Origin of the sequence: Pseudomonas alvandae, from assembly GCF_019141525.1 — a bacterium.
GTDB lineage: Bacteria > Pseudomonadota > Gammaproteobacteria > Pseudomonadales > Pseudomonadaceae > Aquipseudomonas > Aquipseudomonas alvandae.
The window spans coordinates 1,905,135-1,926,744 of the sequence record NZ_CP077080.1 but is presented as its reverse complement, the minus strand read 5'-3'; the positions used below and the strand labels follow the sequence as shown (position 1 = coordinate 1,926,744).

The 21,610-nt window shown below is 61.7% G+C and carries 22 protein-coding genes; 11 read left to right on the top strand and 11 right to left on the bottom strand.

Annotated elements, in window-relative coordinates; all coding sequences use genetic code 11:
- Positions 1–33: 33 nt before the first annotated feature.
- Complete coding sequence (locus KSS97_RS08550) at positions 34–642, top strand: TetR/AcrR family transcriptional regulator (protein WP_198798355.1); 609 nt, start codon at positions 34–36, stop codon at positions 640–642.
- 180 nt (positions 643–822) lie between these two features.
- Here KSS97_RS08550 and KSS97_RS08545 read toward each other — a convergent pair whose 3' ends face one another.
- On the bottom strand, positions 823–1,281 hold the full coding sequence (locus KSS97_RS08545; protein ID WP_030142309.1) for an REP-associated tyrosine transposase: 459 nt from the start codon (positions 1,279–1,281) through the stop codon (positions 823–825).
- Between the two features lie 235 nt (positions 1,282–1,516).
- Entirely contained in the window at positions 1,517–1,957 is a 441-nt protein-coding gene (locus KSS97_RS08540; RefSeq protein ID WP_030142310.1) for a GlcG/HbpS family heme-binding protein, read from the bottom strand.
- 268 nt (positions 1,958–2,225) lie between these two features.
- Between KSS97_RS08540 and gcl the strand changes: the two genes are divergently transcribed.
- The 9 genes from gcl to KSS97_RS08495 all read left to right on the top strand — a co-directional run bounded on the left by gcl (position 2,226) and on the right by KSS97_RS08495 (position 13,140).
- The gene (gcl, locus tag KSS97_RS08535; protein WP_030142311.1) at positions 2,226–4,001 is read left to right on the top strand and encodes a glyoxylate carboligase; all 1,776 of its coding nucleotides are present in this window, start codon (positions 2,226–2,228) and stop codon (positions 3,999–4,001) included.
- Between the two features lie 138 nt (positions 4,002–4,139).
- Positions 4,140–4,922, top strand: a complete 783-nt coding sequence (gene hyi, locus KSS97_RS08530; RefSeq protein WP_217861458.1) for a hydroxypyruvate isomerase — start codon at positions 4,140–4,142, stop codon at positions 4,920–4,922.
- Between the two features lie 42 nt (positions 4,923–4,964).
- Positions 4,965–5,855 carry a 2-hydroxy-3-oxopropionate reductase gene (locus KSS97_RS08525; RefSeq protein WP_217861457.1) on the top strand — a complete coding sequence of 297 codons (891 nt, stop codon included), beginning with the start codon at positions 4,965–4,967 and terminating at the stop codon, positions 5,853–5,855.
- Between the two features lie 146 nt (positions 5,856–6,001).
- Positions 6,002–7,282 (top strand): glycerate kinase type-2 family protein, encoded by a 1,281-nt coding sequence (locus tag KSS97_RS08520; RefSeq protein WP_030142314.1) that lies wholly within the window; start codon positions 6,002–6,004, stop codon positions 7,280–7,282.
- The gene (gene pyk, locus KSS97_RS08515) at positions 7,272–8,687 is read left to right on the top strand and encodes a pyruvate kinase (protein ID WP_198798310.1); all 1,416 of its coding nucleotides are present in this window, start codon (positions 7,272–7,274) and stop codon (positions 8,685–8,687) included. The genes KSS97_RS08520 and pyk overlap by 11 nt, the downstream gene beginning before the upstream one ends.
- 124 nt (positions 8,688–8,811) lie before the next feature.
- On the top strand, positions 8,812–9,714 hold the full coding sequence (locus KSS97_RS08510; protein ID WP_217861456.1) for an urea transporter: 903 nt from the start codon (positions 8,812–8,814) through the stop codon (positions 9,712–9,714).
- A 21-nt stretch (positions 9,715–9,735) separates the two neighbouring features.
- A complete protein-coding gene (locus tag KSS97_RS08505) occupies positions 9,736–10,560 on the top strand; it encodes an ion transporter (protein ID WP_198798312.1) in 825 nt (274 codons plus the stop codon).
- Positions 10,561–10,652: 92 nt separating this feature from the next.
- Entirely contained in the window at positions 10,653–11,651 is a 999-nt protein-coding gene (locus KSS97_RS08500; protein WP_030142318.1) for a sulfate ABC transporter substrate-binding protein, read from the top strand.
- A gap of 289 nt (positions 11,652–11,940) precedes the next feature.
- Positions 11,941–13,140, top strand: a complete 1,200-nt coding sequence (locus tag KSS97_RS08495; RefSeq protein ID WP_217861455.1) for an MFS transporter — start codon at positions 11,941–11,943, stop codon at positions 13,138–13,140.
- 77 nt (positions 13,141–13,217) lie between these two features.
- Here KSS97_RS08495 and KSS97_RS08490 read toward each other — a convergent pair whose 3' ends face one another.
- The 4 genes from KSS97_RS08490 to KSS97_RS08475 form a co-directional block, all read right to left on the bottom strand.
- Entirely contained in the window at positions 13,218–13,409 is a 192-nt protein-coding gene (locus KSS97_RS08490) for a PLDc N-terminal domain-containing protein (RefSeq protein ID WP_030142320.1), read from the bottom strand.
- Between the two features lie 71 nt (positions 13,410–13,480).
- Positions 13,481–14,011, bottom strand: coding sequence for a hypothetical protein (locus tag KSS97_RS08485; protein ID WP_030142321.1), 531 nt, complete (start codon positions 14,009–14,011; stop codon positions 13,481–13,483).
- 238 nt (positions 14,012–14,249) lie between these two features.
- On the bottom strand, positions 14,250–14,768 hold the full coding sequence (locus tag KSS97_RS08480; protein ID WP_217861454.1) for an ankyrin repeat domain-containing protein: 519 nt from the start codon (positions 14,766–14,768) through the stop codon (positions 14,250–14,252).
- Positions 14,769–14,860: 92 nt separating this feature from the next.
- Entirely contained in the window at positions 14,861–16,687 is a 1,827-nt protein-coding gene (locus KSS97_RS08475) for a long-chain-acyl-CoA synthetase (protein ID WP_217861453.1), read from the bottom strand.
- A gap of 356 nt (positions 16,688–17,043) precedes the next feature.
- Here KSS97_RS08475 and KSS97_RS08470 point away from each other — a divergent pair, with 356 nt between their 5' ends.
- Positions 17,044–17,322 carry a DUF3509 domain-containing protein gene (locus KSS97_RS08470; protein WP_030142324.1) on the top strand — a complete coding sequence of 93 codons (279 nt, stop codon included), beginning with the start codon at positions 17,044–17,046 and terminating at the stop codon, positions 17,320–17,322.
- A 65-nt stretch (positions 17,323–17,387) separates the two neighbouring features.
- Here KSS97_RS08470 and mtnC read toward each other — a convergent pair whose 3' ends face one another.
- The 5 genes from mtnC to aroC are packed head-to-tail and all read right to left on the bottom strand — an operon-like array spanning position 17,388 to position 21,533.
- Positions 17,388–18,077: an acireductone synthase gene (gene mtnC, locus KSS97_RS08465; RefSeq protein WP_030142325.1), complete on the bottom strand. Its 690-nt coding sequence runs from the start codon at positions 18,075–18,077 to the stop codon at positions 17,388–17,390.
- 4 nt (positions 18,078–18,081) lie between these two features.
- The gene (locus KSS97_RS08460) at positions 18,082–18,627 is read right to left on the bottom strand and encodes a 1,2-dihydroxy-3-keto-5-methylthiopentene dioxygenase (RefSeq protein WP_217861452.1); all 546 of its coding nucleotides are present in this window, start codon (positions 18,625–18,627) and stop codon (positions 18,082–18,084) included.
- Positions 18,628–18,644: 17 nt separating this feature from the next.
- Positions 18,645–19,265 carry a methylthioribulose 1-phosphate dehydratase gene (locus KSS97_RS08455; RefSeq protein WP_030142327.1) on the bottom strand — a complete coding sequence of 207 codons (621 nt, stop codon included), beginning with the start codon at positions 19,263–19,265 and terminating at the stop codon, positions 18,645–18,647.
- Complete coding sequence (locus tag KSS97_RS08450; RefSeq protein WP_030142328.1) at positions 19,262–20,407, bottom strand: MFS transporter; 1,146 nt, start codon at positions 20,405–20,407, stop codon at positions 19,262–19,264. The genes KSS97_RS08455 and KSS97_RS08450 overlap by 4 nt, the downstream gene beginning before the upstream one ends.
- Positions 20,408–20,441: 34 nt before the next feature.
- Complete coding sequence (gene aroC, locus KSS97_RS08445) at positions 20,442–21,533, bottom strand: chorismate synthase (RefSeq protein WP_217861451.1); 1,092 nt, start codon at positions 21,531–21,533, stop codon at positions 20,442–20,444.
- Between the last annotated feature and the right edge of the window lie 77 nt (positions 21,534–21,610).

Below are 21,610 nucleotides of genomic sequence, written 5' to 3'. Positions count from 1 at the left end.
CACCGCCATAATCGGCAAGGAACCCCAGGGTTTATGAGCACTATCCGCGAGCGCAACAAAGAACTGATCCTGCGTGCCGCCAGCGAAGAATTTGCCGACAAGGGCTTCGCCGCGACCAAAACCAGCGACATCGCGGCCAAGGCGGGCTTGCCCAAACCCAACGTCTACTACTACTTCAAGTCGAAGGAAAACCTCTATCGCGAGGTGCTGGAAAGCATCATCGAACCGATTCTCCAGGCCTCCACCCCTTTCAACGCCGACGGCGAGCCGGGCGAAGTGCTGAGCCACTACATCCGTTCCAAGATCCGCATTTCCCGCGACCTGCCCTTCGCCTCGAAAGTCTTCGCCAGCGAAATCATGCACGGCGCCCCGCACCTGAGCGCCGACCTCGTCGAACAGCTCAACGCCCAGGCCCGGCACAACATCGACTGCATCCAGACCTGGATCGACCGCGGCCAGATCGCCCCCATCGACCCCAACCACCTGATGTTCAGCATCTGGGCCGCCACCCAGACCTATGCCGACTTCGACTGGCAGATCAGCGCCGTGACCGGCAAGGCCAAGCTGGATGAGGCGGATTACGAAGCGGCGGCGCAGACGATTATTCGGTTGGTTTTGAAGGGGTGTGAGGTGGATCGCTAGGTTTGGAACCCCATCGCCTTTATCGAAAGCGGTGGGTCAGTTTGTGCATATGCTGAACATGCCGCCGTCTTCGCGAGCAAGCCCGCTCCCACAGGGTCCCCAGTGTTCACTGATCCAATGTTCGCCACGATCCCTTTGTGGGAGCGGGCTTGCTCGCGAAGGCGGCGACTCGATTTCAAGTCAAAGCCAAATGGCATCCCACAGCGGATAGTCGCCAAGCCGCTCTACCAGGCCTGCCCGCAGTGGATTTGCCACAACATAGCGAGCCAGCTTTACCAAGTCCTCTTCCCGCCGTAGCGCTCGATCGTGATATCCCTGCTGCCATAGGCTACCAGCCCTATCAGCCGCCTCGTTGACCCCCTTGGCACTGATGGACTTCACCTGGCACATCAACTGCCCCAACGACCCTCGATGCAGTCGAATCAACCAATGGACATGATCAGGCATGACGACAAAAGCCAGGGAGTCCGCAATCCCCTGCTCATGGACCGCCCTGAACTGATGAATGACGACCCTTCCCAGGCGATAGTCTTTGAAGACTGGTTCGCGCTCCAGAGTATTGGCGGTCAATAAATAGATGCGGTTCTGCTCTGCATAGCGACCGATACGCAGGCGGTGTGAAGCTGAGCGTGCAGGCATTCCGTCGCCCCCCCCCCTTTTTGATGAAGTCTGGAAAGGCTAGCTTCGGTGAATGCCACATCGGAATTAGTCTTTTTGCCGGATGTGTATGGTTGATCGCCTTCGCGAGCAAGCCCGCTCCCACAAGGGACTTGCTGTGTTCATACATGCTGTGTCGAGCACCGAAAACCTGTGGGAGCGGCGGTGCGGTGCGCTCCGACTTGCTCGCGAAGACGCCCGTCAATTCACCGCAAAATCAAACAGCAACCCCCACATCCGCCCTCAACTGCACCGCCTCCACCGCCCTCACCGCCACCTGCTCATCCACATCCGAAACATCCCCACTCACCCCGATCGCCCCCAGGACCCTGCCCTCCTGATCCCGGATCAATACCCCGCCCGGCGCCGGCACGATGTTGCCTTGCCCCAGACCATTCAAAGCCGCAAAGAACGCCGGGCGCTGTTGGGCGTCCTGGGCGAGCAGGCGGGAGCCCTTGCCCAGGGCGATGGCGCCCCATGCCTTGCCGATGGCGATTTGTGGGCGCAGCAGGCTGGCGCCGTCTTCACGCTGCAAGGCCACCAGGTGCCCGCCGCTGTCCAGGACCGCGACGGTCAAGGGTGCCGCGCTGATTTCGCGACCTGCGGCGAGGGCCTGCCCCGCCAGATTGATGGCAATTTTCAAGGTTAGAACGCTCATGGATGCTGTCCTTCTTTTGTTATGGGAAAGCCTTGGCGGCTTCACTTTCAGAAAAACCGAACGCCACAAATAGAACACAACAATATATATTTTTGTATACAATAATTTACGCAAATCACCTTCAGCGACAAAAGGCCGCAGTAGAATCAGGTTCCCAACGAATTAAACGCGTGCTTGAGGAAAGGGATTGACCTGCGCCATTCGCCATGAATACACTCTGCCGCAAAGCCACTTGTATACAATTACAAAACGTAAGAGGCACAAAATAATGAGCAAAATGAGAGCAATCGAAGCCGCCGTCCTGGTGATGCGCCGTGAAGGCGTGGACACTGCCTTCGGCATCCCGGGTGCTGCGATCAACCCGCTGTACTCCGCCCTGCAAAAAGTTGGCGGCATCGATCATGTCCTCGCTCGGCACGTTGAAGGCGCCTCGCACATGGCCGAGGGCTACACCCGCACCAAGGCCGGCAATATCGGTGTGTGCATCGGTACTTCGGGGCCGGCCGGTACCGATATGGTGACCGGGCTCTACAGCGCTTCTGCCGACTCGATCCCGATCCTGTGCATCACCGGGCAAGCGCCCCGCGCCCGTATGCACAAGGAAGATTTCCAGGCCGTGGACATCACCAGCATCGTCAAGCCAGTGACCAAGTGGGCGACCACCGTCCTGGAACCGGGCCAGGTGCCGTATGCCTTCCAGAAAGCTTTCTACGAAATGCGCTCCGGCCGCCCCGGCCCGGTGCTGATCGACCTGCCGTTCGATGTGCAGATGGCCGAGATTGAATTCGACATCGATGCGTACCAGCCGCTGCCCCTGGCCAAACCCGCGGCCAACCGTGTGCAGATCGAAAAAGCGCTGGCGATGCTCAACCAGGCTGAACGCCCGTTGCTGGTGGCCGGCGGCGGCATCATCAATGCCGATGCCAGCGAACTGCTGGTGGAGTTCGCCGAGCTGACCGGTATCCCGGTCATCCCTACCTTGATGGGCTGGGGCACGATCCCCGACGATCACCCGTTGATGGTCGGCATGGTCGGTCTGCAAACCTCCCACCGCTATGGCAACGCAACGCTGCTTAAATCCGACGTGGTGCTGGGCGTTGGCAACCGTTGGGCCAACCGTCACACCGGTTCGGTGGACGTCTACACCGAAGGCCGCACGTTCATTCACGTGGACATCGAGCCGACGCAAATCGGCCGCGTGTTCACTCCAGACCTGGGCATCGTTTCCGACGCGGCTTCGGCCTTGACCGTGTTCATCGAAGTGGCCCGCGAATGGCAAGCCGCCGGTAAGCTGAAGGACCGCAGCGCCTGGCTCCAGGATTGCCAGCAACGCAAGGCCAGCCTGCAACGCAAGACCCACTTCGACAACGTGCCGGTCAAGCCGCAGCGCGTTTATGAGGAAATGAACCAGGTGTTCGGCAAGGACACCTGCTACGTCAGCACGATCGGCCTGTCGCAGATCGCCGGCGCGCAGTTCCTCCACGTCTACAAGCCACGCCACTGGATCAACTGCGGCCAGGCCGGCCCCCTGGGCTGGACCATTCCGGCCGCGCTCGGGGTGGTCAAGGCCGATCCGAGCCGCAAGGTCGTCGCGTTGTCGGGCGACTATGATTTCCAGTTCATGATCGAGGAATTGGCGGTGGGCGCGCAGTTCAAGCTGCCGTACATCCATGTCGTGGTGAACAACTCCTACCTGGGCTTGATCCGCCAGGCCCAGCGCGGCTTCGACATGGATTACTGCGTGCAGCTGTCATTCGACAACCTCAACGCACCGGAGCTCAACGGTTACGGCGTGGACCACATCGCCGTGGCCGAAGGCCTGGGCTGCAAGGCGTTGCGGGTGTTCGAACCGTCCGGCATCCAACCGGCGCTGCGCAAGGCCCAGGAGATGATCGAAGAGTTCAAGGTGCCGGTGATCGTCGAGATCATCCTCGAACGGGTGACCAATATTTCCATGGGCACCGAGATCAACGCCGTCAATGAATTTGAAGACCTGGCGCTGGTGGGCAACGATGCACCGACCGCCATTTCGTTACTCGACTGACCGACCGGCGTCCCTGTGGGAGCGAGCTTGCTCGCGATGACGGCGCTACATTCAATAGGAATGCAAGCAGGCACACCGCTATCGCGAGCAAGCTCGCTCCCACAAGGGAGGCCTGCCAACTATTTACAGGAGACCACCATGCCGCGTTTCGCCGCCAACCTGTCCATGCTGTTCACTGAGCAGGATTTCCTCGCCCGTTTCGAAGCGGCCGCCAAGGCCGGTTTCAGTGGCGTCGAATACCTGTTCCCCTACGACTACAGCTCCGCCGAACTCAAGGCCCTGCTCGACGCCAATGGCCTGACCCAGGTGCTGTTCAACCTGCCGGCCGGCGACTGGGCCAAGGGTGAGCGCGGCATCGCCTGCCTGCCGGATCGGGTCGAAGAATTCCGCGCCGGGGTCGACTTGGCGATTGCCTACGCAAAAGTGCTGGGCAATACCCAGGTCAATTGCCTGGCCGGGATTCGTCCGCAGAAGTGCGACGAGGCTCTGGCGGAAAAAACGTTCCTCGCCAACCTGAAGTACGCCGCCGAAAAGCTGCAAGGCGAAGGCATAAAGCTTGTGATGGAAGCGATCAATACCCGCGACATCCCGGGCTTCTACCTGAACAACACGGCCCAGGCCCTGTCGATCCGCGAGCAGGTGGGCAGCGCCAACCTGTTCCTGCAATACGACATCTATCACATGCAAATCATGGAAGGCGACCTGGCCCGGACCCTGTCGGCGCACCTGGGCGAGATAAACCATGTGCAACTGGCGGACAACCCGGGCCGCAACGAGCCGGGCACGGGCGAGATCAACTACCGCTTCCTGTTCGAACACCTGGACCGCATCGGCTACCAGGGTTGGATCGGCTGCGAATACAAGCCGCTGACCACCACTGAAGCGGGACTGGGCTGGCTGAAAACCCATAACGCGATCTGACCACAAGCGTCCGCGGGCACTTTAATAAGAGAGGATTTTTTCATGGCTAAAATCGGATTCATCGGCACCGGCATCATGGGCCACCCAATGGCACTGAACCTGCAAAAAGCCGGTCACAGCCTGTTCCTGTCCCAGCACCACGACCCGGCCCCGGCCGACCTGCTGGCCGGTGGCGCGGTGGCATTGGCCAATCCGAAGGAAGTGGCCCAGGAAGCCGAGTTCATCATCGTCATGGTCCCGGACACTCCGCAGGTCGAAGACGTGCTGTTCCGCGCCGACGGTGTCGCAGCTGGCGTGGGCAAGGGCAAAGTGGTGATCGACATGAGTTCGATCTCGCCGACCGCCACCAAGACCTTCGCGGCGAAAATCAACGAAAAAGGCGCCCAGTACCTCGACGCCCCGGTGTCCGGCGGTGAAGTCGGTGCCAAGGCCGCGACCCTGAGCATCATGGTCGGTGGCGACAGCGCCGCCTTCGAGCGCGCCTTGCCGTTGTTCCAGGCCATGGGCAAGAACATCACCCTGGTCGGTGGCAACGGCGATGGCCAGACCGCGAAAGTCGCGAATCAAATCATCGTTGCCCTGAACATCCAGGCGGTGGCCGAAGCGCTGCTGTTCGCCGCAAAAAATGGCGCTGACCCGGCGAAGGTTCGTGAAGCACTGATGGGTGGTTTCGCTTCGTCGAAGATTCTCGAAGTCCACGGCGAACGCATGATCAAGGGCACCTTCGACCCCGGCTTCCGCATCAGCCTGCACCAGAAGGACCTGAACCTGGCCCTGCAAGGCGCCAAGGAACTGAACATCAACCTGCCCAACACCGCCAACGCCCAGCAAGTGTTCAGCACGTGCGCGGCCATCGGTGGCAGCAACTGGGATCACTCGGCGTTGATCAAGGGGTTGGAGCACATGGCGAATTTCTCCATTCGCGATAAATAAGCCCTGCCCTTTACCTGTGGGAGCGAGCTTGCTCGCGATAGCAGTAGCCCAGCCAACATCATTGTTGAATGTAAAACCGCTATCGCGAGCAAGCTCGCTCCCACAGGGTCTGCGTCAATTCCAATAATAAAAATCGGGAGCCCGCCATGTCGGTCGATCCGCAACAACTGCTGCGCGAGCTGTTTGCCACAGCCATCGACGCGGCGCATCCGCAGCACGTCCTCGAACAATACCTGCCCAGCGACCGCAGCGGCCGGGTAATCGTCATCGGTGCCGGCAAGGCGGCGGCCGCGATGGCGCAAGTGGTCGAGCGTTGCTGGCAGGGCGAGGTCAGCGGCCTGGTGGTGACCCGCTACGGCCATGGCGCGCCCTGCCAGAAAATCGAAGTAGTGGAAGCCGCTCACCCGGTGCCGGACGCCGCCGGCCTGGAAGTGGCTGGACGGGTGCTCCAACTCGTCAGCAACCTGAATGAAGACGACCGGGTGATTTTCCTGCTGTCCGGCGGGGGCTCGGCGTTGCTGGCCTTGCCGGCGGCCGGCATTACCCTGGCCGACAAACAATCGATCAACAAAGCCTTGCTCAAATCCGGCGCGACCATCGGCGAGATGAATTGCGTGCGCAAGCATCTCTCGGCGATCAAGGGCGGACGCCTGGGCAAAGCCTGCTGGCCGGCGACGGTCTACACCTATGCGATTTCCGACGTGCCCGGTGACCTGGCCACAGTCATCGCGTCCGGCCCCACCGTGGCCGACCCCAGCACCTCAGCCGAGGCCCTGGCGATTCTCAAGCGCTATGACATTGAGATCCCGGCCACGGTGCGCACCTGGCTGCAAAGCCCGGAATCGGAAACCATCAAGCCCGGCGACCCGAGCCTGGCCCGCAGTCATTTCCAACTGATCGCCCGCCCCCAGCAATCCCTGGAAGCCGCAGCCGTGAAAGCACGCCAGGCCGGTTTCAGCCCGTTGATCCTCGGTGACCTGGAAGGCGAATCCCGGGAAGTGGCGAAGGTCCACGCCGGCATCGCCCGGCAAATCGCCCTGCATGGCCAACCCTTGGCGGCGCCGTGCGTGATCCTGTCTGGCGGCGAAACCACTGTCACCGTGCGCGGCAATGGCCGTGGCGGACGCAACGCCGAATTCCTGCTGAGCCTGACCGACAGCCTCAAGGGCCATCCCGGCATCCACGCGCTGGCCGGCGACACCGATGGCATCGACGGTTCCGAGGACAACGCCGGAGCAATCATGACCCCGGACAGCTATCGCCGCGCCGCCGAGCTGGGCCTGTGCGCCAGCGACGAGTTGGATAACAACAATGGCTACGGCTACTTCGCCGCGCTGGATGCGTTGATCGTCACCGAGCCGACCCGCACCAACGTCAACGACTTTCGCGCCATCCTGATCCTCGAGAACCCGAAAAATGACGCCTGATAAAAAGGTCAAGATCCTCGCGACCCTCGGCCCCGCCACCCGTGGCATCGATGACATCCGCGAACTGGTGCAGGCCGGTGTGAACATCTTTCGCCTGAACTTCAGCCACGGCGACCATGCCGACCACGCCCAGCGCTACCAGTGGATCCGCGAAGTCGAGCAGCAGCTCAATTACCCCTTGGGCATCCTGATGGACTTGCAGGGACCGAAACTGCGGGTGGGCAAATTCGCCGACGGCAAGGTCCTGCTGCAGCGCGGCCAGGCCCTGCGGTTGGACCTGGACCCGACACCCGGCGACCAGCGCCGGGTCAACCTACCCCACCCGGAGATCATCGCGGCGCTGGAGCCGGGCATGGATTTGCTGCTGGACGACGGCAAGCTGCGCTTGCGCGTGACCGCCAGGCACAGCGACGCCATCGACACCGAGGTGCTCAACGGCGGCGAGCTGTCGGACCGCAAGGGCGTGAACGTGCCCCAGGCCGTGCTCGACCTGAGCCCACTCACCGCCAAGGATCGTCGCGACTTGAGCTTCGGCCTGGAGCTGGGCGTGGACTGGGTGGCGCTGTCGTTCGTGCAGCGTCCCGAGGACATCCGCGAAGCCCGCGCGCTGATCGGCGACAAGGCGTTCCTGATGGCCAAGATCGAAAAACCATCGGCCGTCACCCAACTGCGCGAGATCGCTGAACTGAGCGACGCGATCATGGTTGCCCGCGGGGATCTTGGCGTCGAGGTCCCGGCCGAGAGCGTGCCGCAGATCCAGAAGACCATCATCGGCACCTGCCGTGCCCTCGGCAGACCAGTGGTCGTGGCCACGCAGATGCTCGAATCGATGCGTTTCTCCCCGGCGCCAACCCGCGCCGAAGTCACCGACGTCGCCAACGCCGTGGCCGAAGGTGCCGATGCGGTGATGCTGTCGGCGGAAACCGCTTCCGGCGACTACCCCCTCGAAGCCGTGCAGATGATGAGCAAGATCATCCGCCAGGTAGAAAACGGCCCGGACTACCAGGCGCAGTTGGACGTCAGCCGGCCGAAAGCCGAGGCCACGGTGTCGGACGCCATCAGTTGCGCGATCCGCCGGATCAGCAACGTCCTGCCAGTGGCGGTGTTGGTGAACTACAGCGAGTCGGGCAGTTCCAGCCTGCGGGCGGCGCGGGAACGGCCGACGGTACCGATCCTCAACCTGACGCCGAATCTGCAGGCCGCCCGCCGACTGACCGTAGCCTGGGGCGTGCATTCGGTGGTCAATGACCGTTTGAAGCAGGTCGATGAGGTGTGCTCCACGGCGCTGGAAATCGCCCAGGCCCAAGGCATGGCCCAGCGTGGCGACACTTTGCTGATCACCGCGGGCGTGCCGTTCGGGCAGCCGGGGTCGACCAATTCGCTGCGTATCGAGACGTTGATCTAGCGCCTGTACTGACCTCATCGCGAGCAAGCTCGCTCCCACAGGGTTTTGTGAACGCCGCAAACCCAGTGTGGGAGCGAGCTTGCTCGCGATGAAGTCGACCCGGTCCCTCTGACACTCACCTATCATGTCCAACACCCACTGCCCCGACTGGGCCACCGCCCTGCTCAACGGCTTCAGCCAGATTTTCCTCCAGCGCCATCCGCTGTGCGGCTTGCTGTGCCTGTTGGCAATCCTGCTCACCGCGCCGGCCTTGCTCGGCGGCGCGCTGCTGGGCGGTGTGGCGGGATTGCTGACGGCGCAGCGACGCGGTTATGCCAAGGAGCATCGGCAAGCCGGCCTCTTCAGCTATAACGGGATCCTGCTGGGATTGATGTTGAGCCTGAAGCTGCCCTGGTCGCCCTTGTTGCCACCGCTGATCATTGCCGGCGGCGGCATCAGTGCGATGCTGACCCAGCAATGGCTCAAGCGAACCCCTGGCCCTCACTGCCTGCCCGCCTATACCGCGCCATTCGTGGGGCTGGGTTGGTTGCTGCTGGGTTTGGCCCCGCCCTCCCCACCGCCCGCGTCGGTGGAGATCAGTTCGCCCAATCTGCTGCTGGCTCCTTTGAACGGCCTGGGCCAAGTGATGTTTCTCGACCACCCACTGGCCGGCGCGCTGATTGCAATCGGCCTGCTGGTCGCCAATCGTCGCGCCGCTGGCTGGGCGCTGTTCGGGTCCATCGTCGGCGTTGCATTCGCCTGGCTGCATCACGACGGCAACCTGGCCCTGTCGGGACTGGGCGGCTACAACCCGGCGTTGGTGGCCCTGGCCCTCGGCCAACACACCCGCAAACCATGGCCGCCACTGACGGGCATTGCTCTGGCAGTCTTTCTCACACCAGGTTTCGCAGCGCTGGGCGTGGCGCCGCTGACGGCACCGTTCATCCTCGCCTGCTGGCTGGTTCAGGCGACTGGGCGGCTCTGGCATCAGGTAATCCTCGATACCGCGCCTTGCACTGCGCAGGGCAATCGCCCTAGGCTTCGCTGATTATTGATTCAGGCGAAAGTCATGGACAGCAGCAACAACTGGCGGGAACGCCTCTACGTCATTATTTTCCAGACCGATACCGTGGCGGGCCGACGCTTCGACAGCACCCTGTTGCTGATCATCCTGGCCAGCCTGGTGATCGTGATGCTCGACAGCATCGACAGCGTTCACAAGAACTACGCGGCCCTGCTGGCTTACATCGAGTGGGGCTTCACCTTCATCTTTCTGGTCGAATACGGCCTGCGCCTGTACTGCTCGCCGAAGCCGCTGCGCTACGCGTTCAGCTTCTACGGATTGGTAGACCTGCTGGCGATCGTGCCGGGCATCCTCGCGCTGTACTACAGCGATGCCCAATACCTGCTGATCGTGCGGATCATCCGTATGTTGCGGATCTTCCGGGTGCTGAAGCTCAGCCCGTACCTCAAGCAGGCCAATTACCTATTGGCCGCGCTACGGGGCAGCAAGCAGAAGATCATTGTGTTCCTGGTCAGCGTATCGACCCTGGTGACGGTGTTTGGCACGCTGATGTATGTCATCGAAGGGCCCGAGCATGGCTTTACCAGCATCCCCAAGGGGATCTATTGGGCTATCGTGACACTCACTACCGTGGGCTTCGGCGACATCGTGCCGAAGACGCCGCTGGGCCAGGTCATTTCTTCCCTGGTGATGATCACCGGCTATTCGATCATCGCCGTACCGACGGGTATCTTCACCGCTGAACTCGCCACGGCCATGCGCGGCGATCAACTCCAGCATGACTGCCCGGTGTGCAGCAAAAACAACCATGAGCACGGTGCGGCTTTCTGCTCCCGTTGTGGCAACGCGCTGTTCAAGAAAATGGAATAAGCAAAGCACTTTTTAGTGCTTGAAGGCTTATAAGCTTATCGCTAGTGTGCTGGCTTATCGCCCGCCCCCTTTCCAATAAAAAGGAATTCGCTGTGAAGAAATTCTTTGGCGCCTCTCTTCTTGCCGCTGGCCTGACCTTCGGCAGCCTGGCCCACGCCGCCCCGACCCTGCTGAACGTTTCCTATGACGTGATGCGCGACTTCTACAAGGATTACAACGCCGCGTTCCAGAAACACTGGCAAGCCGAACACAACGAGAACATCACCGTGCAAATGTCGTTCGGCGGTTCCAGCAAGCAGGCGCGTTCGGTCATCGACGGCCTGCCGGCGGATGTCATTACCATGAACATGGCCACCGACATCAACGCCTTGGCGGACAACGGCAAGCTGGTTCCGGACAACTGGGTCACCCGCCTGCCGAACAACAGCGCGCCGTTCACCTCGGCCACGGTGTTCATCGTGCGCAAGGGCAATCCGAAAGCGCTGAAGGATTGGCCCGACCTGCTCAAGGATGGCGTGCAGGTAATCGTGCCCAACCCGAAAACCTCCGGCAACGGCCGCTACACCTACCTGTCGGCGTGGGGCTATGTGCTCAAGAACGGTGGCGACGAGAACAAGGCCAAGGATTTCGTCGGCAAGCTGTTCAAGCAAGCCCCCGTGCTGGACACCGGTGGCCGCGCAGCGACGACGACCTTCATGACCAACCAGATCGGCGACGTGCTGGTGACCTTTGAAAACGAAGCGGAAATGATCGCCCGCGAGTTTGGCCGCGACCAGTTCGAAGTGGTCTACCCAAGCGTGTCCGCCGAAGCCGAGCCACCGGTGAGCGTTGTGGATAAAGTGGTCGAGAAGAAAGGCTCCCGCGAAGCCGCCGAGGCGTACCTCAAATACCTGTGGTCGCCTGAAGGCCAGGAAATCGCCGCCGCCAACTACCTTCGTCCACGGGACCCGGCGGTGCTGGCCAAGTACACCGACCGTTTCCCGAAAGTTGACTTCCTGTCGGTCGAGAAAACCTTCGGCGACTGGCGCACCGTGCAAAAGACTCATTTCAATGACGGTGGGGTTTTCGACCAGATCTATAGCGGGCAATAAAGGAACAATGAGCTGCGCGCGGTCCTGTGGCGAGGGGATTCATCCCCGTTGGGCTGCGCAGCAGCCCTGAAAGCGCAAGCTCCGGTGTATCAGACTGATTGCATTGAGCCGCTCTCTTGGGGCCGCTGCGCAGCCCAGCGGGGATGAATCCCCTCGCCACACAGCTTTCCTACATATTGAGATCCATCATTAACAACAAGCATGACTGATATCAGCCACAAAGCCCTGTTCCAGAGCCCTGCAAGTCTTTAGCCTCACGCCATCCTTTCAATTGATCGACGAGATTGCCATGAGTGCTCATCCCACCTCGCCCGGCAGCACCCTGACCCGCGGCATGGTCCTGTTGTTTGCTTTCTGCTGCGGCGCCATCGTTGCCAACATCTACTACGCCCAACCCATTATCGAACTGATCGCACCCGACGTCGGCCTGAGCAGCACCATGGCCAGCCTGATCGTCTCGCTGACCCAGATCGGCTATGCCCTGGGCCTGTTTTTCCTGGTGCCGCTGGGCGACCTGTTGGAAAACCGGCGCTTGATGATCCTCACCACCGTGGTCGCGATTGCCAGTTTGCTGGGGGCGGCCTTCACCGATCAGCCGAATGTGTTCCTGCTGGTCTCGCTGCTGGTGGGTTTCAGTTCCGTCTCGGTACAAGTCCTGATTCCGCTGGCCGCGCACCTGGCGCCGGAGGAATCCCGGGGACGGGTCGTCGGTGGGATCATGGGCGGCCTGTTGCTGGGGATTCTGTTGGCGCGGCCGGTGTCCAGCGTGGTGGCCGATCATTTCGGCTGGCGGGCCATGTTTATCATCGCCGCCGCGCTGATGGCGGCCATCAGCGTCGTCCTGGCGTTGACCGTGCCCAAGCGCCAGCCCGACCACAGCGCGTCCTACGGCCAACTGCTGGGTTCGCTCGGCACCTTGTTGCGCCAGCAGCCGCAGCTACGGCAACGGGCCTTCTACCAAGCCTGCATGTTCGCCACATTCAGTCTGTTCTGGACCGCCGTACCGCTAGAACTGGCGCGTAACCATGGCCTGTCCCAGACGGAGATCGCGCTGTTCGCCCTGGTCGGAGCAATCGGCGCCATCGCCGCGCCCATTGCCGGCCGCCTGGCGGACGCCGGACACACCCGGATCGCTTCGCTGCTGGCCATGTTGTTCGCCAGCCTGAGTTTCCTGCCGGCGTTCATCCACCCGATCTACAGCGTGATTGGCCTGGCAGTGACCGGCGTGGTCCTGGATTTCTGTGTACAGATGAACATGGTCCTGGGCCAACGCACCATCTACGCCCTCGACGCGAAAAGCCGCAGCCGACTGAATGCGCTGTACATGACCAGCATTTTCATCGGCGGTGCATTTGGCTCATCGATCGCCAGTGCGGTCTATGAACACGGCGGCTGGCTGTGGGTGGTGATCGTTGGCAGCGCCTTCCCGCTGCTGGCATTGCTGCGCTTCCTGAGCGCTTCGCAGAAGGCTTCGCTGGCGACCGCCTGAAACCGTCGCGCAAAAAAATGCCCGACAGGTCACGACCTGTCGGGCATTCTTTTTATCAGGGAGTTATTGGCGAACGGTCAGACCCGCACGTTGCCACGCGGCCCGGCAATCGCCCAGATGATCAGGCCCAACACCGGCAACAGCAGGATCAGCAGCACCCAGAGGATTTTCATCCCGGTTTCCGCGCCACTTTTGAGTACGTTGATGATCGCCCAGATATCGAGCGCCAGGATAATCAGGCCGATCAGGCCGTTGAAGGTGGAACCCATGGTGTCGCTCCCAAATGGTGACATGCCCACTTAGGATAGCGGGGCCTGGGCAAGGGTTCCGTTTTATTGCTTCAGACGTGGACCGCAACCTTGAGGGCTTCGAGGGCCGGCGCCGCAGCGATGCCGACTTCGGCACACAACTCCAGCACGCGTGGCAGGTCATTGCCGTACACCAGCACCATCTGTAATTCATCGTCGAGCAACTGGCTGATGTTCATCAGCACATAGCCGCCGTTTTCCTTGTTCAGGCTGCTCATCTGGATCTGGATGCGGTTGAGCGCGGTCAGGGCTTCAGTCTTTGCCAGTTGCTTGGGCTTGAGGTTGAACGCAACGCCGGGGCCGAACGAGGCGACGATCTGTTCGAACAATTCGACGTAGGTATCGGCCTGGAACAACACGGTGTCCGGCAGGCTGCCGACCACCACCCATTCGCCCAGCGGGATCGGGAAAGTGTCGTCGTAGTTGATGTCCGGGTTGGCCGCCAGGAAAGCCACCGGGTCGGCGTAGGCCTGGGCCGCTTCATCGGCGATCTTCTCGATGTCCGCCTCGCCCAGGCAGCCGGAGCTGATTTTGCTGATGAGTTCGACGAGTGCGGCTTTCATGGGGCTATTCCTGTGGCGATGTATTTTTGCGGCCTCGAAGGATAGCGCATCCCCCAGGCCAAGTCAGGGTCCCGTGGCGAGGGAGCTTGCTGTGGCGAGGGGATTTATCCCCGCTGGGCTGCGAAGCGGCCCCCGATTAATCTGACATACCGAGTTGCCAGATTTAGGGCCGCTTCGCGCCCCAGCGGGGATAAATCCCCTCGCCACAAGAGCTCCCTCGCCACAAAAAGCTTCATTGTCAGCTCAACAATTTTTCCAACTGCGCCGTGGTGTCCACCGCGCCCATGGTCCTGGCGGCGTCCAGTGCCGAGACGCCGTTGGCATCCTTGGCCTTGGGGTCGGCGCCTTTGCTGATCAGGTAATCGACGATTTCCACCCGGTTGAACATCGCCGCCATCATCAACGCCGTGCGGCCATCGAACGAGGAACCTTCCACTTGCGCGCCACCGTCCACCAAGGCTGAAACCACCGCCAGGTCACCCTTGAACGCCGCCCCGGCAATCGGGCTCTGGCCGTTGTCGTTGCGGATCTCCGGATCGGCCTTGTGTTCCAGCAGGACTTTCACCGTTTCAACATGCCCGTGGTACGCGGCCAACATCAGCAAGGTATCGCCCTTGTGATTGCGCAGGTTCGGCGGCAAGCCCTTGCTCAGCAGCGCGGCCATCATCGCGGCGTCGCCCTGGCGGGCAACGTTGAAGACCTGCTCGGCAAACTCCGCAGCCTCTTCAGGGGTCATCTGGCGGCTTGTATCGGACATGGAAACTCCATCGGTTCGTTGCAAAGCCGCTAGTTTCCCGAGGGACCCGGGGCCTGTCATCCCTTTTTTATCTGCAGCGGTCATAGCCAGAATCAATAGCGGTACTGGCCGCCCTGGATCCCTGTCGACAATTGCCGGTCCACACGCACATAGGTCGAGCTGTCAGGCAGCCAGGCGTAGATCGGCTCATCACCCGTGAGGCAGGGGTCAAAGGCCTCAGCCTTGAGACGGGTCTTCTGGTATTTGAAGGTGCCGGTGGTGTCCATCTTCACCTTGATGCGCAAGAACAGTGGCACCGCGTAAGCAGGCAACTTGCATTGCAGAAACCGCAGCAGCTCGCTGAAGTCCAGGGTCGCCAGGGATTCGGCCGGCGTAATCGCGGCCATGCCGGCACGGCCATTGGTGCCGTTGATCTCAACGCCATAGGCCACCGCCTCGGCAATCTGCGGATGTTGCAGCAGCACGTTCTCGACTTCGGTGGTGGAAACGTTCTCGCCTTTCCAGCGGTAGGTGTCGCCAAGGCGATCGACGAACTGCCCATGGCCAAAACCGATGTTGCGCAGCAGATCACCGGTATTGAAGTAGCGATCGCCCGGGATAAAGACGTCCCGGTAGATGATTTTCTCGGTCTTGGTCGGATCGGTGTAACCGTCCAGCGGTGCCTTGTCATCAATGCGAGCCAAGAGCAGGCCCGGCTCACCCCTGGGGACTTTCTGCATGCGTCCCTGCAGGTTGCGCAATGGCGCGCCGCTGTCGTGGTCGTAGCGCACCAGCGCCCAGGCCATCAGGGAAAACCCGACCGTGTTGTCAAAGTTGAGGATGTTGGTGAAACCGATATTGCCGTCGCTGGCCGCGTAGAGTTCACAGATATGGTCAACGCCGAAACGTGTCTTGAACGCAGCCCACGCGCCGGGGCGCAGGCCGTTGCCAATCATTTTCGTCACGCTGTGCGCCCGGTCCGTGGTGCTGGCGGGCTGATCAACGAGATAACGGCACAACTCACCGACGTAACCCAGCGTGGTTGCCTGATACCGTCGCACGTCGCTCCAGAACTGGCTGGCGCTGAATTTGCGGCGCATGGCGAAACCCGAAGCACCGCATACCGCCGCGCCCCAGCACACGCACAGGCCGGTGGCGTGATACAGCGGCAGCGTGCAATAGACGATGTCCTCGGGCTGCATGTCCAAGGCAATCAGGCCGAAACTGGTGGCGGTGCGCATCCAGCGGCCATGGCGAAAGACCCCGGCCTTGGGCAGCCCGGTGGTGCCGGAGGTGTACAGATAGAAACAGGGATCATCGAAGAATACGTGCTGGCTGCTGGCCGGGTTCTCGCCCGGGTATTGCTCGCTTGCACGCATCAAGTCGACGAATCCGGACGGCGCAGGGACGTTTTCCTGATCCGCCACCCACCAGGTTCGCCCGTGCGATAGCCCGACCCGGCCACGCACGTCGTCGAACGCCGCAACCCGTTCGTCCCCGACCACCACGGCCACCGGCGTGACCAACGCAAGGCTGTGCACCAGGGCATCGCCCGTCTGCGCGGTATTGATCATCGCGCTGACCGCACCAACCTTCGCCACGGCCAGCACGGTGATCAGCAACTGTGGACGGTTCTCGATAAAGATCGCTACACAATCGCCCTTGCCCACGCCTTGCGCCGACAGGTAATGGGCGATGCGATTGGCCTGCTCGTTGACCTGTGCATAACTCAGCACCGCGTCGCCGCACAGCAGCGCCGGGCCTTGGGGATTGCGTTGCGTGGCCTGCTCGAAGCACCAGCCCAGGCCGCAGGGCTGCGTCGGGTCCTGGACGTTGGCGAGTTTCATGCCTTTGACAATGCGGGGAACCGCCCTGGCGATGGTGGGCAGCTTGCGCAGCATCATGCCCCAGGTAATGGCGTCGCTGGGTGTACGACTCATGGGTGATCCTTCCCCGCTCGACCTCGTGGGCCGTGGTTCTTGTCATGGGCGTGTGCGGATTTCGGCTCGAAAGTACCCAGCCGTTTGACGGCTGTACATGCGGTTTTTGCAATGTTTTGTATCCACGGCCCGGCACAGGCGAGGCGTGAGCGCGAGGACACGGTTTGGTTCCATAAATAAACGCCCGACCACGCAAAATGCAGGATGCACGATGGCCGTTCATGCAAGTTGCACGAAAGCAAAAATACGCGAAATCCGTATCTCGTTGTTTTTTAATGGTTTTTAAATTAATCGAATGCTGGCACAGACACTGCAACTACCCCTCCACGGTTTGCCACACCATGGAGCAATGAACGATGAATATGATTCAAGAGAAGTTTGCATCGCTGTTTTCCAACTACGAAGTCACCACCCAGGCACGCCCGGATGGAGGCATCCTGCTGACCTTGCGCAACAGCGACGGCAAACTGTTCAAGCGCACGATTTCCTACGCGCAATTGCACGCCGGGGACCAGTTGTCTTGGGCCATCAGTGCGATTCGCCGCGATCTGGCTGAGCAAGCCAGCGAGTTGCCGCCCGTGGCGATGCTGCAAAGCCAGCACCGCTTCGCGCTACCGACCTACCACAGCGCCTGACACGCTGTGTTGGGATCAGGCCTGGAGCCTTACGGTTCCATGGCCTGATTTTTTTTGCCTGCCGTTCAGGCGCCGAACCGGGACGGCTCGATGTCCGCAAAGCTTGCCAGGGTTTCGTGACCGGCCAGTTCGCCACCTTCACGCGCCAGGCCACAGGTGGCCATCCCGGCGTCACGGGCCGCGTCCAGTTCCTGGACGATGTCCGACAGGAAAAGAATCTCCCCTGGCGCGATGCCCATCGCCTCGCTGATGCGCTGGTAGGACTGCGCCTCCCGCTTGGGCCCGGACGTGGTGTCGAAATAACCGCTGAACAACGGCGACAGGTCGCCCGCCTCGGAACAGCCAAAAATCAGTTTTTGCGCCTGGATCGAGCCCGAGGAATACACAAACAACCGATAGCCTTGCTGGTGCCAATCTTTCAGTGCCTGCACCGCATCCGGGTAAACATGACCTTTCAACTGCCCGGCCTGGTAGCCCTGCTCCCAGACCATGCCCTGCAACGCCTTGAGCGGCGTGGCCTTGCGGTCCTCGGCGATCCAGCCCAGCAGGATTGTGATGACCCGCTCCACATCGGCGTCCGGCTCATGGCTGTCGCGACGCACAGCGGCCAATTGTTCCGCCACGTCGGCGCGACCGGCGTTCTGCCGGACGAAATCCGGCAGGTGCTCGGCGGCATAGGGAAACAACACGTCGAAGACAAAACTCACCGCGCTGGTGGTGCCTTCGATGTCGGTGAGGATGGCTTTGATTGTCACGAAGTCAGTCCTCCAGGCGCGGGAAGCGGCTGGCGATGTCGTCGCCGGTGAACTTGGCGACCCAGCCTTCCGGGTTGTTGAACAGGCGAATGGCAACGAAATGTGGGTGTTCGCCCATGTCGAACCAGTGCGGCGTACCGGCGGGCACGGAAATAAGGTCGTTCTTTTCGCACAGGACCGCGTAGACGTAATCGTCGATGTGCAAGGTAAACAGCCCACGACCGGCGACGAAAAATCGCACTTCGTCCTCGCCGTGCCGATGTTCATCAAGGAACTTGGCGCGAAGTTCGGCTTTCTGCGGATGGTCGCTGTTGAGGCTGATGACATCGACCGTGACGTAGCCGCGCTCGGTCATCAGCTGGTCGATCTGGGTCTTGTAGGCGGCGATCACTTCATCCTGGCTGGCGCCGGGCTGGATTTTCGTCGCGGCTTCCCAACGGTCGAACCGCACGCCTTTTTCGGCCAGGGTCGAGGCGATGTCCTCGAAGTGGGTCAGGACCTTGTTCGGAATATCGGGACTCGAAACGTGGTAGACGGACAGGCTGCTCATGGCAATGGCTCCAGCAATTATCGGTTCAGGAGTGCGCGGGTCTTGAGCTCGCACTCGAACAGGAATTCAAACGCTTCGATCTGGCGCAGCGCATCGTTCATGCCCGGCCCCCAGGTGTACAGGCCGTGGCCGCGGATCAGGTAACCGGCGCAATCGGGATGCGCTTCCAGCCAGGGTTGGACCTTGGCGGCCAGGCGGGCGATGTCCTGGTCGTTGTCGAAAATCGGCACACGGACGCGGGATTCATGGGTGGTTACACCGCTGAAGGCTTTTTGCAGTTCATAGTCTTCAAAGTCAATGAACGCTTCGCCGGTCAGGCGCGACAGCACCGTGGCGTTCACCGAATGGGTGTGCAACACCGCACCGATCTGCGGACGCCAGCGATACAACTGGGTGTGCAGCAGGGTTTCGGCCGACGGTTTCTTGCCTGGCTCCAGGCTGTTGCCATCCAGGTCGGTGGCGAGCACATCGTCGATGCACAACTGTCCCTTGTGCTTGCCCGACACGGTGAGCAAGGCCTGGTCAGCGGACAACCGGGTCGAATAGTTGCTGCTGGTGGCCGGCGACCAACCGCGACCGTATAAAAAACGCCCGGCGTCAATGATCTGCTGGGCGAGCTGTTCACGGGTAAGGCTCATGGCCTGTCCTCTTGCATGCGTGTGGCAATGATAACGGCTGCAGCGAAGGCTGCGAGGCTGGCGATGCTGAATGTCCAACCGGCGCCCAAGGCATTCCAGCTGTAGCCGGAATACAGTGCGCCCAACGCCCCGCCGGTCCCGGCCAGCGCGGCGTAAAGCGCCTGGCCCTGGCCTTGCTGGCGCGGGCCGAAACTACGTTGCACGAAATGGATGGCAGCGGCGTGAAAGCTGCCGAACGTCGCCGCGTGCAGCACCTGGGCAAACAACAGTATCCAGAGGAACTCGGCCAGCGACCCCAGCAGCAACCAGCGCAGCGCCGCCAGCAGGAAACTCGCCATCAGCACCCGGCGCACGGAGAACCGCGCCAGGATCCGGCTCATGAACAGGAACACCAACACTTCGGCCACCACGCCGACGGCCCAGAGCACGCCGATCAATCCACGGCTGTAACCCAGGCGCTCCAGGTGCAACGTCAGGAAGGTGTAATACGGCCCATGGCTCATCTGCATCAGGCCGACACAGGCATAAAACGCCAGCACCCCCGGGTTGCGCAATTGCCGCAGGAAACCGTCCCCGGCCACTCGCGGCCCCTGGACCGGCTGGGCGTTGGGCACCCAGAAGCTGCTCAGTACGATGCCGCCCATGATCAAGGCCAGGGCGACGGGATAAATGTCCAGGCTCAGCCATTGGAACAAGCGGCCAAGGACCACCACGGTGATGATGAAACCGATGGAGCCCCACAGGCGAATCTGGCTGTAGCGCGAGGCTTGCCCACTCAAGTGGGCCAGGGTAATGACTTCGAACTGCGGCAGCACCGCGTGCCAGAAGAACGCATGCAGCGCCATGACCATCGCCAGCCAGGCGTAGCTCTTGTCGATGAAGATCAGCGAGAAGCTCAACAGCGTACAGATCGCGCCGAACCGCACGATCGCCAGGCGCCGGCCGGTATAGTCCCCCAGCCAGCCCCAGAGATTCGGCGCCACGCAGCGCATCAGCATGGGGATCGCCACCAGCTCGCCAATGCGTGCCGCGTTGAACCCCAAGTGATCGAAGTACAGCGCCAGGAACGGCGCGGTCGAACCGAGCAACGCGAAATAGAACAGGTAGAAACTGGAAAGCCGCCAGTACGGCAACGCCGCCATGCGCGTCAGGCCAGGGCGGTCGGCAGGCCAGCCATCAAAGCTGACCCAGCACCGGCGTACCGACTTGCACGTCGGCGTTCTGGCCGCGATGGCGCAACAGATGATCCATCAGCACGATCGCCATCATCGCTTCGGCGATCGGCGTGGCGCGGATGCCCACGCAGGGGTCATGGCGGCCCTTGGTGATGACGTCGACCGGGTTGCCATGAACGTCGATGGAGCGTCCCGGCGTGGTGATGCTGGAGGTCGGCTTCAACGCCAGGTGCGCGACGATCGGCTGGCCCGAGGAGATGCCGCCGAGGATGCCGCCGGCATTGTTGCTGAGGAAACCTTGCGGGGTCAGTTCATCACGGTGCTCGGTGCCGCGCTGGGCCACACAGGCGAAACCGGCGCCGATCTCCACGCCCTTCACGGCATTGATGCTCATCAGCGCGTGGGCCAGTTCGGCGTCGAGGCGGTCGAAGATCGGCTCGCCCAGGCCAGGCATCACGCCTTCGGCGACCACGGTGATCTTCGCGCCGACCGAATCCTGGTCCCGGCGCAACTGGTCCATGTAGGCCTCCAGCTCCGGCACTTTGTCCGGGTCGGGGCTGAAGAAGGCGTTCTGTTCCACCGAATCCCAGGTCTTGAACGGGATTTCGATCGGGCCCAACTGGCTCATGTAGCCACGGATGACGATGCCCTGGCTGGCCAGGTATTTCTTGGCAATCGCCCCGGCCGCCACGCGCATCGCGGTTTCCCGGGCCGAACTGCGCCCGCCGCCGCGATAGTCGCGCTCGCCGTATTTGTGGTGGTAGGTGTAGTCGGCGTGGGCCGGGCGGAACAGGTCCTTGATGGCCGAGTAGTCCTTGGACTTCTGGTCGGTATTGCGGATCAGCAGCCCGATCGCACAGCCGGTGGTGCGCCCTTCGAACACGCCGGAAAGGATTTCGACTTCATCGGCTTCCTGGCGCTGGGTGGTGTGGCGGCTGGTGCCGGGCTTGCGGCGGTCCAGGTCACGCTGCAGATCTTCCAGGGAAATCTCCAGGCCCGGCGGGCAGCCGTCGACAATGGCGACCAACGCCGGGCCATGGCTTTCGCCCGCGGTGGTGACGGTGAACAGCTTGCCGTAGGTATTGCCGGACATGCAGGGCGCTCCGTGAAATCGCTGAGAGTCGAGATGGGCGCCAGTATACGCAGGCTCCCCGAGTAGTTCATCCTCGA

Bases quoted from the DNA above. Each gene is read 5' to 3' on its own strand.
- KSS97_RS08550 (WP_198798355.1), top strand. From the start codon at position 34: ATGAGCACTATCCGCGAGCGCAACAAAGAACTGATCCTGCGTGCCGCC.
- KSS97_RS08485 (WP_030142321.1), bottom strand. From the start codon at position 14,011: ATGAAAGCCGCACTCGTCGAACTCATCAGCAAAATCAGCTCCGGCTGC.
- KSS97_RS08480 (WP_217861454.1), bottom strand. From the start codon at position 14,768: ATGTCCGATACAAGCCGCCAGATGACCCCTGAAGAGGCTGCGGAGTTT.
- hyi (WP_217861458.1), top strand. From the start codon at position 4,140: ATGCCGCGTTTCGCCGCCAACCTGTCCATGCTGTTCACTGAGCAGGAT.
- gcl (WP_030142311.1), top strand. From the start codon at position 2,226: ATGAGCAAAATGAGAGCAATCGAAGCCGCCGTCCTGGTGATGCGCCGT.
- KSS97_RS08490 (WP_030142320.1), bottom strand. From the start codon at position 13,409: ATGGGTTCCACCTTCAACGGCCTGATCGGCCTGATTATCCTGGCGCTC.
- KSS97_RS08510 (WP_217861456.1), top strand. From the start codon at position 8,812: ATGTCCAACACCCACTGCCCCGACTGGGCCACCGCCCTGCTCAACGGC.
- aroC (WP_217861451.1), bottom strand. From the start codon at position 21,533: ATGTCCGGCAATACCTACGGCAAGCTGTTCACCGTCACCACCGCGGGC.
- pyk (WP_198798310.1), top strand. From the start codon at position 7,272: ATGACGCCTGATAAAAAGGTCAAGATCCTCGCGACCCTCGGCCCCGCC.
- KSS97_RS08545 (WP_030142309.1), bottom strand. From the start codon at position 1,281: ATGCCTGCACGCTCAGCTTCACACCGCCTGCGTATCGGTCGCTATGCA.
- KSS97_RS08460 (WP_217861452.1), bottom strand. From the start codon at position 18,627: ATGAGCAGCCTGTCCGTCTACCACGTTTCGAGTCCCGATATTCCGAAC.
- KSS97_RS08505 (WP_198798312.1), top strand. From the start codon at position 9,736: ATGGACAGCAGCAACAACTGGCGGGAACGCCTCTACGTCATTATTTTC.
- KSS97_RS08475 (WP_217861453.1), bottom strand. From the start codon at position 16,687: ATGAGTCGTACACCCAGCGACGCCATTACCTGGGGCATGATGCTGCGC.
- KSS97_RS08455 (WP_030142327.1), bottom strand. From the start codon at position 19,265: ATGAGCCTTACCCGTGAACAGCTCGCCCAGCAGATCATTGACGCCGGG.
- KSS97_RS08470 (WP_030142324.1), top strand. From the start codon at position 17,044: ATGAATATGATTCAAGAGAAGTTTGCATCGCTGTTTTCCAACTACGAA.
- KSS97_RS08495 (WP_217861455.1), top strand. From the start codon at position 11,941: ATGAGTGCTCATCCCACCTCGCCCGGCAGCACCCTGACCCGCGGCATG.
- KSS97_RS08525 (WP_217861457.1), top strand. From the start codon at position 4,965: ATGGCTAAAATCGGATTCATCGGCACCGGCATCATGGGCCACCCAATG.
- KSS97_RS08540 (WP_030142310.1), bottom strand. From the start codon at position 1,957: ATGAGCGTTCTAACCTTGAAAATTGCCATCAATCTGGCGGGGCAGGCC.
- KSS97_RS08520 (WP_030142314.1), top strand. From the start codon at position 6,002: ATGTCGGTCGATCCGCAACAACTGCTGCGCGAGCTGTTTGCCACAGCC.
- KSS97_RS08450 (WP_030142328.1), bottom strand. From the start codon at position 20,407: ATGGCGGCGTTGCCGTACTGGCGGCTTTCCAGTTTCTACCTGTTCTAT.